Genomic DNA, 18,586 nt, shown 5'->3' on the forward strand with positions numbered 1-18,586 from the left:
CGCTCTGTTTTGTCTGCTCCACCCGTTATTCCGGAAAAGAGTTGCAGAGATTGCATTCGTTGCTTATTCTGAATTGCTGTTCGGTCTGATTTATTCTATCCGGATAAAAGGATATAAAATCTCTGTCCGCTGATCTTACTTTTTCTTATGTAAATACCAGTCTGCATTTTCTGTTCCCTTGCTTTGAACCCAATGTGAAAATTCCGGATAGAGCATGTCTATACGTGTTCCCTCTTCCTCTTTCTTATAGTCAAAGTTTTTAATATTGGGGATATTTATGGCATATGGCATGTTCTCTTTTCCTATGTAATACATCTGTTGTGTCGGATCGGAGATGTCGTTCTTAGTGCCAAAATAGCTTGTATCCATTCGTTTGGTGGGTGCATAATTGGGCAGATGTAATTCTTTACCTCTTTCTTCGTGTGCATCGATAATAATGAATGGATTATAAGGAGGCAGTAAGAAGGTTGATTCGGACTGCGGACTTGCAAATGTAGTTTTTACAATAAACTTACTATGCTGTTTGGTTGCCTTTTTCATGTCATCAGCAACTATAATTATTGCATTGTCGTTGTCAACTCTTTCCTCAAGTCCTTTACTGTCAAACTGGAACAAAGGGCTCGAAGTAAATTCGTAGTTCTCAGATGTTATCTGTACCGAGCTTACTTTGTCAGGCGTAACGGATAGTTGGTATCCGAATCCATTAAACTTATCATATCCTGCACCATCCCAATAAGGAAGTATCTGATCTTCTGTTGCAATGATTTGATTCTTATCGTTTTTGTATACTTTTGATTCATAGTAAATCACTACGTCGTTCATGTCATAATCTCCTTCTTTGGGCCATAGGTCTTCAAAGGAAAGCATTCCAAAATATGTTGTGTAGTTATCCGCTTCTGAAGGACCGGGATTTTCCGGTTTTTCCAGATCCGGTATATTATTCCCGCCAATAGCTCCCGATACGTCTGTATGAAGATACAATACAACATCCGTATAGTTAGAGATATTTGCTATGGGTCTGTCTTCCATACCAATAATCACCGAACTATAATCTTTATTGAAAATAGCGATAGTATGCTGTGCATTTTCATCCCCACTTCTTGTGTTCAGCTTGTCGGTTGAATAGTAATTATGATTTCCGCCGGAGCTTCCTACATTACCGTCTTTAAATGAACTGGAAGAAACTCCCCAACCGATAGTAACCCCTTCCGGGAATTCATCTTCAAACTTTCCGTCTTTTTCATTCCAATACCGCAATTGTACTGTACTGCCACAGGAGATCCCGGCTGATACCGGATAGGCTATTATTTTTTGAATATCGTTAACAGAAGCAGGTTCTTGTCCTGTAGGATAAGTATAATAAATAATTGTATTACTTACTGCCGGTGCATACTTACCTATCATTACTAAATCCACTTTTGTTTTTTTGATGATAGGTATTCCTCTTTCATTACCCGGATCGAAGTATTCGGGGTGAGCGCCTCGCATACCTTTTGGATAGTCTTTGATTTTTGTAGCTTCGGTGATGTAGTATAGCTCATTCTCGGGGAAATTAAAGCGGCTGGGTGTCAGGTAAGCCGGATAGCCGAATACGTCCCAATCGCCTATTACTTTCATGTCCGCAGGGTAAGTATACGGCATACTTCTGGTTACGGCGGCTCTTGTTTGCGACTTTGCTGTATGGACGTTAGCAAAGATGCCATTTGCTGTAATCTCTGTTTCAATAAAAGGAACACCTACATAAGGAGAGTAGACATATGCTTTCTTCAGGTAAGACGGGAGTACGGTTTGTCCTTTCAGCTTTCCTTGTTCATCTGTGATACCGCGATAAAGGGGTTCAATGTCTTTTTTAGTAATGACTCCATCGTTATCTTCAAAAGGATTTTCACCATAGACTTCTACCAGAACCGGATAGTCTTCCAATCCTAAATCTATATTTATCGGACAATCGAGAGTCGTTTGAAAGTCGAAATAATCACTTTTTACCGGGTTAGGAACAGGCTGTGATAAATCAACATCTTTTACGCAGGAAGATAAACTGATTAGCAGTGATATACTGGCAATCTGTAATGTTTGTGTGAGACTTTTTTTCATATACTAAAATGTTCGTATGTTTGCGTTGCAAATATACGAACAAAAAGAATATAAACAACTGGATATTAGGAAAAAAGTATATATAAGCCAAAAAGGCATTCCAGAATCCCGGAATGCCTTTTTGGCTTATATGTACTTTTTATTTTTTCTTTGTCGCCCGTCCTTTTTTCGGAGTAGTGGCGGCCTTCTCACTCTGTAGTTTTATAATATCAAGACAAGTTTGAAGATTCAAATCCTGTGGGACTACATCTTTCGGGATCTTATAATTACTGCCCTTGTAAGCAATGTAAGGACCATATCTTCCGTTCAGAATTTGTAATTCCGGTTCTTCTGCAAATTCTTTGATATGCTTTTTGGCTTCTGTTGCACGTTTCTCCTGGATCAGTTCGATTGCTTCTTCAAGCGTTATAGCCATCGGATCAAGTGTTTTCGGCAGAGATATATACTTATTGTCATGACGAACATAAGGACCGAAACGACCTGTACCTATACTTACCTCTTTGTCTTCATATTCTCCTACTACCCGTGGAAGTTTGAATAATTCCAGCGCTTCTTTCAGAGTAATCGTTTCCATTGACAACCCTTTCTCCAAACGGGCAAAACGCGGTTTTTCTTCAGAGTCTGTACTTCCAATCTGTATAACCGGTCCGAATCGTCCTATCTTTACGGATACAACTTTACCTGTTCCCGGTTCTTCACCCAGGATACGTTCGCCTACTTTATGTTCACTTTTCGTAGCTAAAGTTGATTCAACAGATGGATGGAATCCCTTGTAGAAGTGTTTCATGATAGCAGTCCACTTCTTTTCTCCGTCTGCCACTTCATCAAACTCTTTCTCGATATTGGCTGTGAAGTTATAATCCAGAATATTGGAGAAGTATTCGGTCAAAAAGTCGTTTACTACAGTTCCGATATCGGTAGGGATCAGTTTCGATTTTTCTGCTCCTACGATTTCAGTATGTATGGCATCAGTTATCTTTTTGTCTTTGAGTGTCAGTGTATTAAATGACCGTTCTTCTCCCGGTTTGTCGCCTTTTTCCACATATTCACGTTGCTGGATGGTGGAGATAGTAGGTGCATACGTTGAAGGACGACCGATTCCAAGCTCTTCCAGTTTGCGCACCAGGCTGGCTTCGGTGTAACGTGACGGACGTTGAGTGAAACGTTCTGTTGCTACAATGTCTTTACGGTTAAGTATCTGTCCTTTCTTCAATGGAGGAAGCAGATGGCTTTCATCTTCCTGCTCGGTATCATCATCATAAGACTCTTTATATACACGCAGGAAACCATCAAAGGTTATTACTTCTCCGATTGCTGTGAAAGTATCATTGTTAGTACTGATGCCAATAGTCGCTGTTGTTTTTTCCAGTTCGGCTTCGGCCATCTGCGAGGCAATCGTACGCTTCCAGATCAGGTCATACAGCCTTTTCTCTTGTGAAGAAGCTTCCACAGTAGCATTTTCCATATAGGTAGGACGGATCGCTTCGTGTGCTTCCTGTGCTCCTTTGGTTTTTGTAGTGAAGTGGCGCGGGTGCACATATCTTTCGCCCATCATGTTGATGATGGCTTGTTTGCTTCCTTCAGTTGCATATTCCGAAAGGTTTACCGAGTCGGTACGCATATAAGTAATAAATCCGGCTTCGTATAGCTTTTGTGCCAGCATCATGGTTTGTGCTACTGTATAGCCTAATTTACGTGCTGCTTCCTGTTGCAGGGTAGAGGTGGTAAATGGTGCCGCCGGACTCTTCTTTATCGGGCGTTTGGTAATGTCTTCAATGGTGAAAGTAGCTTCTTTACAGGTTTCAAGAAATGCCTTCGCTTCTTCTTTGGTTTTGAGACGATGGGCCAATTCGGCTTTCATTTCTACCAGTTTGCCGTCAATGTCCGGCACAAGGAATATGGCTGTAACCCGATAAGAAGCTTCGCTTTTGAATGCTTGTATTTCACGTTCGCGTTCTACGATCAGGCGGACAGCTACCGACTGTACACGTCCGGCAGAAAGAGCAGGTTTAACTTTTTTCCACAATACGGGAGAAAGTTCAAAACCTACGATTCGGTCAAGGATGCGTCGGGCCTGTTGTGCATTTACCAGGTTAATATCGATTTCACGCGGATTCTCGATTGCTTTTAATATGGCAGTCTTGGTGATTTCATGAAAGACAATTCGTTTTGTTTGTTCCGGCTTTAGCTTTAGCACTTCATAAAGATGCCAGGCGATAGCTTCTCCCTCGCGGTCCTCATCGGATGCGAGCCATACGACATCTGCCTTTTGGGCTTCTGCTTGCAGCTTCGCTACCAGCTCTTTTTTATCTGCAGGTATTTCATAATTCGGCTTGAAATCTTTTTGGATATCAATACTAAATTCTTTCTTCTTCAAGTCCCGGATATGTCCGTAACTGGAAAGTACTTTAAAATCTTTCCCAAGAAACTTTTCAATCGTTTTTGCTTTGGCTGGAGACTCGACAATTACAAGGTTTTTCTGCATAGTTTTTACTTTAATAAGGATGCCGGGGGGATGTCTTTCTAAGTTACAACCTCTTTACATCATAAAATTCGGAGGCAAAAGTAGAAAAAAACATTTTCCTTACCTTATAATATAGAGAGAATCTGTTTCTTTTTTGCAAAAAAAGACTTTTTTTAGGACTCGGAAGAGGTGGGGTGTGTGAAGATATGTTTTAACCAAATCTGCTTTTCTTACCAGGATTGTTTGCTTTCCCCGTAAAGAAAGGTTATCTTTGTCGTAATCGCTCGTTGTTTTACATGTACATGTAAAGCTGCTCCACATGCACATGTCGTATTGCCTGAGATGTACATGTCGTACTGCTTTAGATGTACATGTAAAACAATAAAGGACTACGGGAAAAGTATCGGATGTTTAAACCCTAATCAATAAACACTTATAAGAAAATGTCAATACCCTATTTAGTAAGAAAGAAAGTGAGCGTCATAGGCGGTAATAAGAAAGTGCGGTGGTATGCTGTACAGAAAAAGCTGCAGGAGCGCGGTGGTAAAACGGAGGAAGATGTGGCCCGTATCGTAGCAGAGCGGGGCGGATTCCGGGAAGGTGAAGTACAAGGCATCCTGACGGATGTCTCTTTGGTACTGGGAGAACTTCTGGCAGAAGGATATTCGGTGAGTCTGAAAGGAATCGGTACATTTCAGGTAGCTCTTACCAGTCCGGGAGCAGAACGCCCGGAAGATGTAACTCCGGCGACAGTGGAAGTGTCGCGTGTTTATTTTATAGCGGATCGTTGGTTAACGAGGCAAATCAGGAAAATGAAGTTTATTCGTATACCGTTGTCGAGCTATTTCCCGAAATCGATGTTGAGCAAAGAGGTGATAAAGGAAGAGAAAGCACAGGGCGATTTGCCGGGAGAGAGATTGGAGGATTAGCTGATTGCTTGTTCTATTCGACAGAAGGAGAATACTTTTCGGAGTGTTCTCCTTCTGTTTTTACAGAAAACTTATTCAGACAAAACAAAAAGCAAATAAAGCAAAGCGGGAATAAGGCTCTCCACTACTTTTGCAGCAGATAATCTGAGTTGCAGGGGATATGTTTTAGTTTTCAATATTCATCCCGATGACACAGAATAATGAGCTAAGTTTAACTTTTTAATGAATAGTAGTATGAAAAAACATGTTTTTCATCTGAGCATTTTACTCTTTGTGACGACTTTAGTCTTTTCCGGTTGTGGAGAGAACAGCATGGACGATGAACCGAAGTCTAATATCCGTAGTATTGTATCTTTTATTATCAAACCTGCTCCGAATGCAGGAAATGTACAGATACAACATCAGGGTATCATTGATGAGGCTAATAAAACCATTACAATTAAATTGCCGCAGCATCTGGATCTGACGGCCATTCGCCCTTCTATTATTGTCGGTCCCTGGGCTACTGTGTATCCTCAGAACCTGGAGGCGGTAGATCTAACAGCGGATGGATTTGAATATACCGTGACTGCACAGAGTGGAAAGCAAGCAGTTTATACGGTTATTAAAGATATGAGTTATCTATATTCAAAAGCCCAGATTTATGCTCTTTCATTCCCGGAAATAATTGATCCGGAAACCGGAGAACCTGTACGGGCGCTTGCGGTGGAATCGGCCAAAACAATTCGTGTGGAGGTTCCGAAAGGCACCAATGTAACTCATCTGACTCCTGTACTGGAACTTTCACCCGATTCGTATAATGCAGTGTTTACTCAACCCTGGGATACCCCGCAGGATTTTACTAATCCTGTATCCTATACTCTCACCTCTGAGGATAAGAGTAAGACTGTTACATATACAGTAACTGTGGTAGAAAGACAAGAAGATTAATTTATTAAAATACGAATAGATATATGAAAACACACGTGATGTTGTTTTGTCTCTTCTTCAGTCTGCTGACGGGAGGGACATTGATGGCCCAGAATATACAGGTGTCAGGAACTGTTTCCGACTATATGGGGCCTATGGTAAGTGTGACTGTCCGGCTTCAGGGAACCGGAACCGGGACAGTGACCGATATGGACGGAAAGTATTCGCTCCAGGCACCCGCCAACGGGACGTTAGAATTCTCCTTCATGGGATATGAAACTCAGGTAGTGAAGATAAACAAACGCAATGTAATCAACATAACTCTGAAAGAATCGTCGGAGACATTGGATGAAGTGGTAGTAGTAGGCTACGGTACGGTGAAAAAACGTGATATTACCGGTTCTATCTCTTCTATAAATGAGAAAGATCTCCAATCCAACGAACCGATAAACTTAGGCTCGGCTTTGCAAGGTAAGATTTCGGGCCTGGACATTATGGGAACTTCCGAACCGGGGACTGCCTCTACTTTCCGTATCCGTGGTGCTTCTTCTTTAGGAGAGGGAGGTTCCAATCCGCTGTTTATTGTAGATGGTATGGAGGTGGCGAGCATCGAATCCATCAACCCGAGAGATATCGCTTCGGTGGAGGTGCTGAAAGATGCGGCATCGGCAGCTATCTATGGTTCGCGTTCGGCTAATGGTGTTATTTTGATTACTACTAAACAGGGGACAGAAGGAAAAGCGAAAGTATCGCTTAACTACTCCCTCAAACAATCACAAATTGCAAAGACACTTCCACAGATGAGCCGTGAAGATGGTATCGAATATGAAAAACTGCGTAACTATTACGATGGGCTTTACAATAATATCGCCAACCGCGACTCATTGAATCCTTCGTATACAGCCGACAATTACTACCAGGAATTGCTTTTCCGCAAGGCATATACTCATCAGTTGGACGCCAGTGTTTCGGGAGCCACTGAGAAAATCAAGTACTTTATGAGCGCCGGATACCTGGACGAACAGGGAATTCAGCTGAATACCTACAACAAACGCCTTACTACCCGTATGAATGTTGACTTCAAGGCTTCTTCCCGTCTGAACATCGGCAATCGTCTTGCTCTTTCCATCTCCGATCAGCGGCGTGCCACTTCCGAATCGCGTTATCGTATTCTGCAACGCCCTGCCAACTATAATGTGATAGAGCCGGACGGTAGCTATACGCCTATTCTTGCAAGCAGAAGTAATCCGCTTGCCGAGACGATGGTAGGAAAGAATAATTATAAGATCTATGAGCTGAATCTATATGACTTCGCGGAGTATGAGATTCTCAAAGATCTGAAGTTCAAAGCAAGTATTGCCGGAAACTTTTACCTGCAAAAGTATCAGAGCTTCCGTCCTGCCATTCTTGACGTAAATGGCAGACGCACTTCTGCTAACGAAGACTATCTCACTACCAACTGGACACACGAAGATGTATTGACCTATAATAAATCATTCAATGATCACGCATTAAGTGCTCTTGCGGGATTTAGTATTCAGAGTTATACAGCCGAGACTACCCGACTGGCCGTACTCGACAATATCAGCGATGCCATCGAAATATCGTATGCGTATGGTGGAGTCGATATGTCTAAAACCTATGCTATCAGTACTTCCAACCGGATGGCTTCTTTCTTTGGCCGTTTGTCATACAATTATAAGGGGCGTTATCTGGTGAACGCCAACGTTCGTTACGATGGCTCTTCCCGTTTCGGTGTAGACAAGCGCTGGGGTGTTTTTCCTTCCGTATCTTTGGGGTGGCGTTTCTCTGACGAAGAGTTCATGAATTGGATGAAACCCTTTGTAAATGATGCTAAGCTGCGTGTAAGTTATGGTGTGACCGGTAATCAGGTGGCAGGTAATTTTGCCTCATATGGTCTTTATTCGATTAATTATTATGCTGATATGTCCGGCATTTATCCTTCACAGTTGGAAAATAAAAACTTGGGTTGGGAGGAGACAACGCAATATAACTTTGGTCTGGACCTTAACTTCCTCGACGGACGTATTAATCTGATTGCTGATTATTATATTAAGACTACTTCGGACATTCTTTATCGTGTGAAGATTCCGCAGACAACCGGGTTTAACAGCGTTTTTCGTAATGTAGGCGATGTACGTAATCACGGTTGGGAGTTCACAATCAATACAACCAATATTCGTACCCGCGATTTTGAATGGAACACAAACCTTAATCTTTCATTCAATAAGAATAAGATAATCTCCGTTCCCGAAGGCGGACAGCAGATTCTTGACTGGGTATACCTGCTCGACAAGGGATATCCCGTAGGAACGATGTATGGCTGGAAAGCACAGGCCATTTTCCCCTATGATGAGTCCAATGCCTTTACTCCGGACTGGCGGCAGCTGACTCCCGTATTCGATGAAAAAGACCGCTTTACAGGCTATCAGCTGGACGGTGCTCCTTACAACGGAGATATTCAGCAACTCCGTTTCAGTACTGAGAGCGGACAAGTGTTCAAAGGAGGAGATGTGATGTGGGAAGACGTGAACAAAGATGGCGTGATTGATGCTAAAGACCGCCAGGTCATTGGTAAGGGTCAACCGGTTGTGATCGGTGGATTTGGCAATGACTTCAAGTACAAAGGTTTCGGTCTTTCTTTCTTCTTCTCGTTTGCCTTGGGAGGCGATGCGTTTAACTTCTTCGATCAGCAACGTTCCGAACACCGTTATTCGCCGATAACACGTGCCAATCCTATTAACCTTGCTAACTCCTGGAAAGCTCCCGGTGATATAGCCAGATACCCGAAACCGGCCCCATCGGCAGTGAATAATACGCGTATCGAGAGTAGTTTGTGGATAGAAGATGCTTCTTATATCCGTTTGAAAAACATTCGTCTGTCCTACGACCTGCCGAAGCAGATAGCAAAAAAAATCAACCTGGAATCCGTCAGCTTCTCACTGATGATGCAGAACTTCTTTACCTGGTCCAATTATTCCGGTTTTGATCCGGAACTTCCCGGTAAGAGTGCCTTCACCGTTGGATATGACGATGTGTCTTATCCGCGTGCAAAAGATATATTATTTGGTATAAACGTTAACTTTTAGATGATACAGATATGAAAAAGATAGGATTCATTTCTCTTCTGGTCTTGATGCTGACCTCCTGCCTGAACGACTTTCTGGATGTACAGCCTGTAAGCGATATCTCCACCAATAAGTTTTGGAAGACGGACAACGATGTCCGTGCCGGACTGAACTCTGCGTATGCTGCGTTACAACAGACCTATAACAAAAATACCGGGGCCAATTATATGACTTGGTTTGAGGTACGTTCGGACAACTTTATCGGCTCTACTGCATCGAGCAACAATCAGCCCAATGCACCGATTAATACAAACAATCTGAATTCATCGTATCTTTCTTCCGATTGGAATGAGTGGTATAAAGTGATTTCTATTGCCAATTATGGCCTGCACTTTATACCTGGGGTACAGGATGTGACTGATAAAGTGCGTAATAATTATCTGGCAGAAGCTTATTTCCTGCGTGCTTTCTCTTATTTTAATCTGGCACGTATCTGGTGTAATGTTCCTCTGGTGACAAAACCGGTACTCTCTCTTTACGATGTGGATAAACCAAAACAGGCTTCCCAGGCTGACGTCTTGAAGCTGGTGGGCGAAGACTTGAAAGAAGCAGTCCGCCTGGTAGATACGGGTGCAGGAGATGTCTTTCGTTTCAACGCAGGAGCTTTGTATATGCTTTATACGGATTACGCTATGTGGATGCATGATTATGAGGCTGCCGAATTATATTCGCGTCTGCTAATGGAATTGAAAAAGTATAAGTTGGTGGAAGGGGTGAACTTTGCTACTGTATGCTCCAATGCAGAAACTACGGAGAATATCTGGACTATGAAGTGGAGTTATGAAAACAACTCTTACGTGCAGTTTATCTATCAGATGCATGTTGTTTCCGGCACACAGATGATTCCTTCATTGCGTGTGAAAGAGTTATGGGAAACGCCGGAATACCGGAAAGACTACCGCCGGTATCAGACTATTGACTCTACGGTAGTTTATTCAAGCAATCATGTTGAACGTTTCAATGGTCGTGCTGCCATCTGGAAATGGTGTCCGGGCGAACGGATGAAACAGTCGGATGTGAAATACTTCCCGCTCTATCGCTATGCTGATGTACTATTGCTTCGTGCCGAAGCACTGAATCAGTTGAACGATTATGAAGGTGCTGTCGCTCTGTTGAATCAGATTCGTAAACGTGCCGGCATTACAGAAAAAGAGATGAGTGAATTTGATATTACTGCCGATAAGAAGACGGCTATTGAAGATGCCATACTTCAGGAACGTCAACTGGAATTATTGGGTGAAGGCAAACGCTGGTTCGACCTCATTCGTACGGGACGGGCAATGACAGTGATGAATGATTTCTTCGAAAATTATATCCGGCAGTATTCCAATTTCAACTGCCAGACATTCGCAGAAGAGTGGCAACTTTACTGGCCGGTCTACCATAATAACCTGATGGAAAACGAGAACCTTACGCAATTCGGAAAATATTAAAGATGAATCAAAATGAAAAAGCTATATTCTATACTAATGATGGGGATACTGGTTGTTCTATTGTCCTCCTGTAACCTGTTCGGACTTGAACTGCAAAGAGATGCCGAATACAATTACAGCCCTGTACAGCTGACGATGGACATCACTGCTTACGAGTTTATTGAAACCCGGCGAAATATGGATATGTTTCTGCTTTATAAAGCGATCGAAAAAGCCGGCTATCGGGAGGCTTTTGAAACAAACGACCGTACGTATATCGTACTGAACGACGATGCATTGAGCGCTTATCTTTCCAGCAAACGTTTTACCGGACTGGATGCGATGTCGGTAACACAGATTCGTGAGATGCTTGATACATACATAATCAAGGGATGTTACCACGCTCTCGATCTTTCTACTACTCCGTTGGAAGTAGAGATTTTGAATCCAAAAACGCGGATGTTTCTCAGCTTGCGTCCGCAAGCCAGTGATGTGTCCGACCAATATCAGGTGATTATTAATAATGTCACCGGGTCGGGTAAAGTGACCAATGTGGTTACCTCCAATCTTCGGCCAACTAATGGAGTGATACATGTAGTGGGTGATTTCCCCGAATATATAGTACCAGAATGAAATATATAATTGTATGAAAACAGCCTTTCGTTTATTAACTGTATTCGTATTTGCAATGTCCGGCTTCCTGCCGGGCGTTGCAAATACGCGTTTTATTTTGCCCCTCTCTGTAGAGGCTAATGAGTTTGAAACTATGATGGAGAAGGTCCGGGCAGAGTTTGCCAAGAGTCCTTCCATTGACGACGCATTGAGTAAGTACAACGCAACCAATGGTTCGTTTACCGATATTGATTATAGCAAAGAAGACCGTACCGACTGGGAACCACTGACCCATATTGACCGTGTGTACGACTTTGTCTTTGCCTATACTAATCCAGGTAATAAATATTACGAGAGTGAGGCTTTGTATGAGAAGATTGTGGCTGCGCTAAACTATTGGTATCAGCGTAATCCGTATTGTGATAATTGGTGGTATAACCAGATTGCCGAACCGCAGCGTATCGGTGTGCTACTTATCCAGATGCGTATCGGTAAACAACAGATTCCCGCTGATTTGGAGAATCGTACTTTACAGCGTATGAAAACCGATGGTGGTAATCCGGCAGACTGGACAGGGGCCAACCGGACAGATATTGCTTTGCATTGGATTTACAGGGCCTGCCTCACGGCAGATGTAACATTACTCCGTAATGCTATTAATTATGTCTATAATCCTGTACAGTATACCACGGGTGAAGGTTTCCAGCATGATAACTGCTACTTCCAGCATGGGGCTCAACTTTATATCGGTGGATACGGCGATGAAATATTGAAAGGGGTTACTCAGGTAGCTATGTATACGCGAGGTACACAGTATGCCTTGTCCGAAGCCCGGTTGCAGCTATTGAGCAAATTCATGCGCGAAACGTATTATCAGACAATTCGTGGTGCTTATATGCTGTTTGATGTTTTAGGTCGTGGTGTAAGTCGTCCCAGCGGAACAAGTAAAGGAAGTACTTCTCTTTATGCTGAACGTATGATGATACTTGACTCGGAACATGCCGAAGAATATGCTGCGATTATCGAACGTCTTGGAGGCCGTAAATCAGCGGATTATGGAGTGAAACCGTTGCATACCCATTATTTTCGTGGAGATTATACTTTACACGTTCGTCCCGGATATACATTTGATGTCCGTACGGTTTCTACCCGTACCATGCGTTGCGAATATGGTAACGGTGAAAACTTAAAGACTTATTTCATGTCCGATGGCTGTACGAATATGGTGATTAAAGGTAATGAGTATGCCGGTATTTTTGCTATGTGGGATTGGGCACGGATTCCCGGAGTTACTGCTCCTCAGATGAAGACCATCCCTCAAGCAGTCAGTGACTGGCAAACAAGAGGGACCTCCAAGTTTGCCGGAGGAGTGTCGGATAGTATCTATGGCGCAACGGCCTATTCTTATGAGGATAAATACAAAAACATTAATACTGCTGCCCGTAAGGCATGGTTCTTTTTTGATGACGAAGTGGTTTGTCTTGGTGCAGGAATAACTTCTACAGCAACGGTTCCCGTGAATACGACTATCAACCAATGTACTTTGGTAGGAGGTAAGGCAACTGTCTCTGCCAACGGACAGGTGGCCGAAGTTGCCATGGGAGAATATGCCTACGACAATAATTTGAATTGGGTATGGCATAACAATATAGGCTATGTCTTCCCTGATGGAGGAAATGTTTTCTTGTTGAATCAGAACCGTTCTGGTAGCTGGTATGATATCAATACAACTGCTTCGAAGACGGTGATGAAGAAAAACGTGTTTACACTTGGGTTCAATCACGGGCAGTCGCCGAAAGATGATACGTATGCTTATATTGTTGTTCCGAACAAGTCATCTGCTGCAGAAATGGCCGCTTATCCGATGGATAATATCGAGATTCTGGCAAACACCGATTCAATGCAAGTAGTTAGAAATAAGAAGTTAGGTGTTTGGGAGTTTATATTCTATCAAGGTGCAACTTTCACTCACGGTGAACTTAGTGTCAAAGTAAATAAGGGATGCGCCCTGTTATTTAAAGACATTGAAAAACCTTCCGTGCAGTTTCATATTGCCGATCCGGCACAGACACAATCAAAGATAAATGTAGAGGTACATATTCCCTCCGTGTCTCTGCAGACAAAGAGTATAGAATGTGATTTTACCGGTACGGGTATCTATGCCGGGCAGTCGAAAGTATATACTGTAGATACAAACTCTCCTACCGGATTACAACCGGTAGGTACGGTTTCTGCCGTCGGACTTTCGGTATACCCCAACCCGGCAGCAGTAAACGAACCGGTATCTGTTGTTTGGGAAGAGGGTAAATTGTCATCAGAAGATATTGGCAGGATTGACTTTTATACATTGGCAGGAACCTGCGTTACAAGTTGTGAAATGAATGGTGGAAAAGCCTCCGTTTCGTTCGATAAATCAGGATTGTATATTGGTCGGGCACAAGGGAAAAATCCGGTCAATAGTATTAAGGTGCTCGTGAAGTAGTTAAAAAGCGAATCAGGCAAAATAAAAGACGAATCAGACAAGCTTCAGAGGGGTGTAGGACCTACTTTTGCACTGTGAACGTTCAAATAAACCTTTTTATTAACGCTTTAAATTTTATTCGATTATGAATCTTATGAGTACAAAAAAAATCACAGTGAAGTCTTCTTTAAGTAAGGTAGTATGTATCCTCGGTTTGGGAATGATGTCGTTGACAGGAACAGCTTATGCCGAAGAGGGGGGGACCCAGATTAAGAAACTGATTCCTATCGCTGACGGCTTTGTCCGTGGTAAAGATTACATGGATGTAGTGCAATCGAACCAGTCCATTTCCATGCACGTGATGAACGGTGGAGGTGAAGGTGATAATGCCGACCGTATGGTCTATATGAAGTTTGATATTACAGATATTATAAATCTGCCGGCAGATGCTGTTATCAGCAAAGCACAATTGCGTTTGTATATTCATGATGCTCAGGAAGCGGCAAGCGAAGTAAACCTGATACTCTCCGATGTGCCCGATAATAACTGGGAGGAAGGGACTTTGTGTTACTCTAACCGTCCTTATGAAGGGGATTATATAGCCGAATGTCCGGGCGAATATATGAAGTGGAACGGAAATGATAATTTTGACGAAACGAGATGTTTATATCTGGATATGACTGATTATATTAAGAAACAGCATACTGCCGGACGTTCTGTTATTTCACTTCATTTGTATCAGGATATTGTGTCTGCTACCTGGAAGAACCTGATGGAAATTTCGACCCGTGAAGCTGGCACTCAAAATGAAGAAAGGTGCCCGACACTTACAATAGAGTATACTTCTAATGCAACAGGTATTCAGAATATCGATGGCGGAAAAGCCGGAAAGATCACTGCCATTCCCTCTTTGGCAGGTGTAAATGAAGTTATTACTTTACAGACTGCTTTGCCGGAAGAAAATACTGGTAATGTAACTGTAGAGGCTTATGATGTAGTAGGCAAATGTGTGAAGTCTGTGGCATTGACCGGTACTGAAGCAACTATTGCTTTTGAACAGGCCGGTATGTATATCCTGCGCGTAAACGCCAATGGCAAACAAATCAATAGTACAAAGGTAATAGTAAAATAAGGTAAATCAGGAAAGAAGCCATAGTAACCTCGTAACATCGGGGGCTATGGCTTTTTTGCAAATAGAATCAAAGCTTTTTATGATAAAGAAAATCTTATCCGTAACTGTCTTGCTGGCTTTTGCTGTTTCTGTAGAAGTAGTTGGTGAATCACTTCCTTATTGGAGGGATATGAATGTGATGGCGGTCAACAGGGAAGAACCGAGAACGACTTTTATGTCTTATGGCAATCGTACAGATGCATTGACCGGAGTATATGAATGTAGTCCTTATTATTATTTGCTGAATGGAACCTGGAAGTTCCGCTATGCTGATGATGAAACAGAACTTCCTGCCGATGCCACCAGCCAGTTTGTTGATTTAAGCGGATGGGATGATATACATGTACCCGGAAACTGGGAAGCGCAAGGGTTTGGTACTGCTATTTATGTCAATCAATGCTACGAGTTTGCACCTCAAAATCCCCATCCACCACAATTGCCCGAACGGGTACCGGTAGGAGTATATTGCCGTGAAATTACTGTTCCTGATGCCTGGCAGGGAAGAAACATCTATCTACACATAGCCGGAGCAAAGTCCGGTGTATATGTTTATCTGAATGGAAAAGAGGTAGGCTATAATGAAGATTCTAAAAATCCTGCGGAGTTTCTGATTAATTCTTACCTGAAACCAGGAAAGAACCTGTTGACTCTGAAGATGTACCGTTGGAGTACCGGTTCTTATCTGGAGTGCCAGGATTTTTTCCGGATCAGTGGCATCGAACGGGACATATTCCTGTGGTCGCAGCCACAAACAGCGGTTCAGGATTTCCGGGTAATATCGACGCTGGACGATACGTATAAAAACGGTATTTTTCGTTTGTCGGTAGATGTGAAGAATACCGGACTGATAGCTGTTGATACTCGAGTTGGCTTTGAGTTACTTGCCGCTGATGGTAGAAAAGTGGCGACCGGAGCAAGTGTTTTAAAGGTAGGAGCAGCCGGGCAGGAAACCGTGGCTTTTGAACGGGAACTATCTCATGTGTTGACATGGACATCTGAAGCCCCCCATTTGTACAAATTGCTGATTACAGTGGAAAAGAATGGGAAATTAGAAGAAATCATTCCTTTCCGGGTTGGCTTTCGCCGTTTTGAAATAAAGGAGAGCGATTATGTAATCGGGGGTAAACGGCAACCATTATTTTTTGTAAACGGGCAACCGATTAAACTCAAGGGAGTGAACATCCACGAAACAGATCCTGTATATGGACATTACGTGACTCCTGAAAAGATGCGGAATAATTTCCGGTTAATGAAAGAGAATAATATTAATTCCGTTCGCCTTAGTCACTACCCTCAGGACCGGCGTTTTTATGAAATGTGCGATGAGTATGGGCTTTATGTATATGATGAGGCGAACATCGAGTCACATGGGATGCGTTATGATTTAAAAAAAGGGGCCAGTCTGGGAAATAATCCTGCGTGGCTGGAGAATCATCTGTACCGTACAAAAAACATGTATGAGCGTAATAAGAATTATCCTTCTGTCACTATTATCTCTTTGGGTAATGAAGCCGGAAACGGATATAATTTTTATCAGACTTATCTGTGGGTGAAAGAGAGGGAACAAAGGTTAATGAATCGTCCGGTGTGTTACGAACGTGCTTTGTGGGAGTGGAATACCGATATGTATGTTCCTCAATATCCTTCTGCAGCCTGGTTGGAAGAGATAGGAGAGTCTGGTGCTGACCGTCCGGTGATTCCCTCCGAATATGCTCATGCAATGGGAAACTCTACCGGTGATTTGTACGGACAGTGGCAGGCTATTTATAAATACCCCCATTTACAAGGCGGGTATATCTGGGATTGGATAGATCAGGCGCTGTTGGCTACAGGTAAAGACGGGAAAACTTTTTATGCTTATGGGGGTGATTTTGGGGTTAATCGGCCTTCGGATGGAAATTTTGTAATTAATGGTTTGGTAGGACCTGATCAACAACCGCATCCATGTATGGCAGAGGTAAAATATACCCATCAGGATGTGGGCTTTAAAGCGATTGATCTTGCGAAGGGAGAGATTGAGATAACCAACCGCTTTTATTTTACAGATTTATCCGGTTATCGGATAGCATATCGTATTTTCGATGGTGAAGGGGTTGTAAAAAGAGGAACACTGCCACTATCTCTTCAACCACAGGAGTCTGCCATTGTTACTTTGCCAGTGAAAGAATTGGTGTTAAAACCGGGACATACCTATTTTGCTTGTCTGGAAGTTACTTCTTTGAAGGATACTCCTTTGGTTGCTGCCGGTCATCTGGTGGCTTATGATCAGTTCGAACTTCCGTTGAAAGTTGATAAATTACCATACTGTCCGGTGGCGGCTCCGAAACTGGATATTGTAAGACAGGGAGATGAAGTGTCTGTGGTATCCGGTAAAGTGAATTTCACTTTGAATACGAAAGAAGGGAGGGTGACTTCTTATCGCGTAAACGGACGGGAATATTTCAAAGATAACTTTGGATTACAGCCTAACTTCTGGAGAGCACCCAATGACAATGATTATGGAAACGGAGCTCCGGAACGTCTACAAGTATGGAAACAGGCCAGCCGGGAATTTAATATGGTGAACTGCACGACAGAGGAAAAAGAGAACGGAAATATCCTTCTGACAGCAGATTACTTGCTACCTGTTGGTAATCATTTTATTCTTTGTTACGAAGTATGTCCGACGGGAATTGTGAAAGTCTCTGTTCGGTTTACTCCTGTGGAAGTGGAAGAAGGAGTTATTGTTAAATCAGAGGCAGAACTGATGGCTACTTATACACCGCAGGCAAAGTTGGACAAGATACGGAAAAATGTGCTTGAAGTACCTCGTATCGGAGTGCGTTTCCGTATACCGGTACAATATAATATGGTTAATTATCTGGGACGTGGCCCCGAAGAGAATTACATAGATCGTAAGATGGGAACTCCGGTCGGGTTATATAAAAGTACTGTAGATGATATGTATGTTCCTTATGTTCGTCCTCAGGAGAATGGGCACCGAACGGATACCCGTTGGATTTCTTTGACAGGCAAGAACCGGAAAGGGCTGATGGTAGTTGCCCATGACCTGCTGGAATTTAATGCCTTGAGAAATTGTATAGAGGATTTTGATGCAGGAATAGCAGATACCCCCTATCAGCTTCGGCAGGGTCACAGTGCGGATATTTTCCCCCGCGATTATGTAGAAGTTTGTTTGGATGTTTGTCACCAAGGAGTGGGTGGATATGACAGTTGGGGGGCAAGACCGACACAGGCAGCCACGATTTATGCGAATGAGGAATATCGGTCGGAATTCTGTCTGATTCCTGTGGCAAATGAACAAGAAATAAAATCCTGTTCTGTGCTCGATTTCTGGCAATAGTTGTATTTTTGTCGGTGAAGTTGTTACAGAACAGTTAAAAAA

The 18,586-nt window shown here is 42.8% G+C and carries 10 protein-coding genes; 8 read left to right on the plus strand and 2 right to left on the minus strand.

Features of this window, described 5'->3' with window-relative positions:
• Positions 1-135: 135 nt before the first annotated feature.
• Together VCM39_RS01505 and topA are read right to left on the minus strand one after the other, a co-directional pair.
• Positions 136-2,094, minus strand: coding sequence for an LruC domain-containing protein (locus VCM39_RS01505; protein WP_289293579.1), 1,959 nt, complete (start codon positions 2,092-2,094; stop codon positions 136-138).
• Positions 2,095-2,233: 139 nt separating this feature from the next.
• Complete coding sequence (gene topA, locus VCM39_RS01510; RefSeq protein ID WP_221649134.1) at positions 2,234-4,579, minus strand: type I DNA topoisomerase; 2,346 nt, start codon at positions 4,577-4,579, stop codon at positions 2,234-2,236.
• A gap of 422 nt (positions 4,580-5,001) precedes the next feature.
• Here topA and VCM39_RS01515 point away from each other — a divergent pair, with 422 nt between their 5' ends.
• The 8 genes from VCM39_RS01515 (at position 5,002) to VCM39_RS01550 (ending at position 18,544) form a co-directional block, all read left to right on the plus strand.
• Complete coding sequence (locus VCM39_RS01515) at positions 5,002-5,487, plus strand: HU family DNA-binding protein (protein WP_221649135.1); 486 nt, start codon at positions 5,002-5,004, stop codon at positions 5,485-5,487.
• 234 nt (positions 5,488-5,721) lie between these two features.
• The gene (locus tag VCM39_RS01520; protein ID WP_322932449.1) at positions 5,722-6,417 is read left to right on the plus strand and encodes a hypothetical protein; all 696 of its coding nucleotides are present in this window, start codon (positions 5,722-5,724) and stop codon (positions 6,415-6,417) included.
• Positions 6,418-6,440: 23 nt separating this feature from the next.
• A complete protein-coding gene (locus VCM39_RS01525; RefSeq protein ID WP_289293574.1) occupies positions 6,441-9,506 on the plus strand; it encodes a SusC/RagA family TonB-linked outer membrane protein in 3,066 nt (1,021 codons plus the stop codon).
• An 11-nt stretch (positions 9,507-9,517) separates the two neighbouring features.
• Complete coding sequence (locus VCM39_RS01530) at positions 9,518-10,978, plus strand: RagB/SusD family nutrient uptake outer membrane protein (RefSeq protein ID WP_289293572.1); 1,461 nt, start codon at positions 9,518-9,520, stop codon at positions 10,976-10,978.
• Positions 10,979-10,990: 12 nt separating this feature from the next.
• Positions 10,991-11,590: a fasciclin domain-containing protein gene (locus VCM39_RS01535; RefSeq protein WP_289293570.1), complete on the plus strand. Its 600-nt coding sequence runs from the start codon at positions 10,991-10,993 to the stop codon at positions 11,588-11,590.
• 13 nt (positions 11,591-11,603) lie between these two features.
• On the plus strand, positions 11,604-14,051 hold the full coding sequence (locus VCM39_RS01540) for a polysaccharide lyase 8 family protein (RefSeq protein ID WP_322932450.1): 2,448 nt from the start codon (positions 11,604-11,606) through the stop codon (positions 14,049-14,051).
• A 133-nt stretch (positions 14,052-14,184) separates the two neighbouring features.
• A complete protein-coding gene (locus VCM39_RS01545) occupies positions 14,185-15,162 on the plus strand; it encodes a DNRLRE domain-containing protein (protein WP_322932451.1) in 978 nt (325 codons plus the stop codon).
• Between the two features lie 79 nt (positions 15,163-15,241).
• Positions 15,242-18,544 (plus strand): glycoside hydrolase family 2 TIM barrel-domain containing protein, encoded by a 3,303-nt coding sequence (locus VCM39_RS01550; protein ID WP_322932452.1) that lies wholly within the window; start codon positions 15,242-15,244, stop codon positions 18,542-18,544.
• Positions 18,545-18,586: the final 42 nt, after the last annotated feature.

Source organism: Bacteroides mucinivorans (assembly GCF_034654355.2).
Taxonomy (GTDB): Bacteria; Bacteroidota; Bacteroidia; order Bacteroidales; family Bacteroidaceae; genus Bacteroides; species Bacteroides nordii.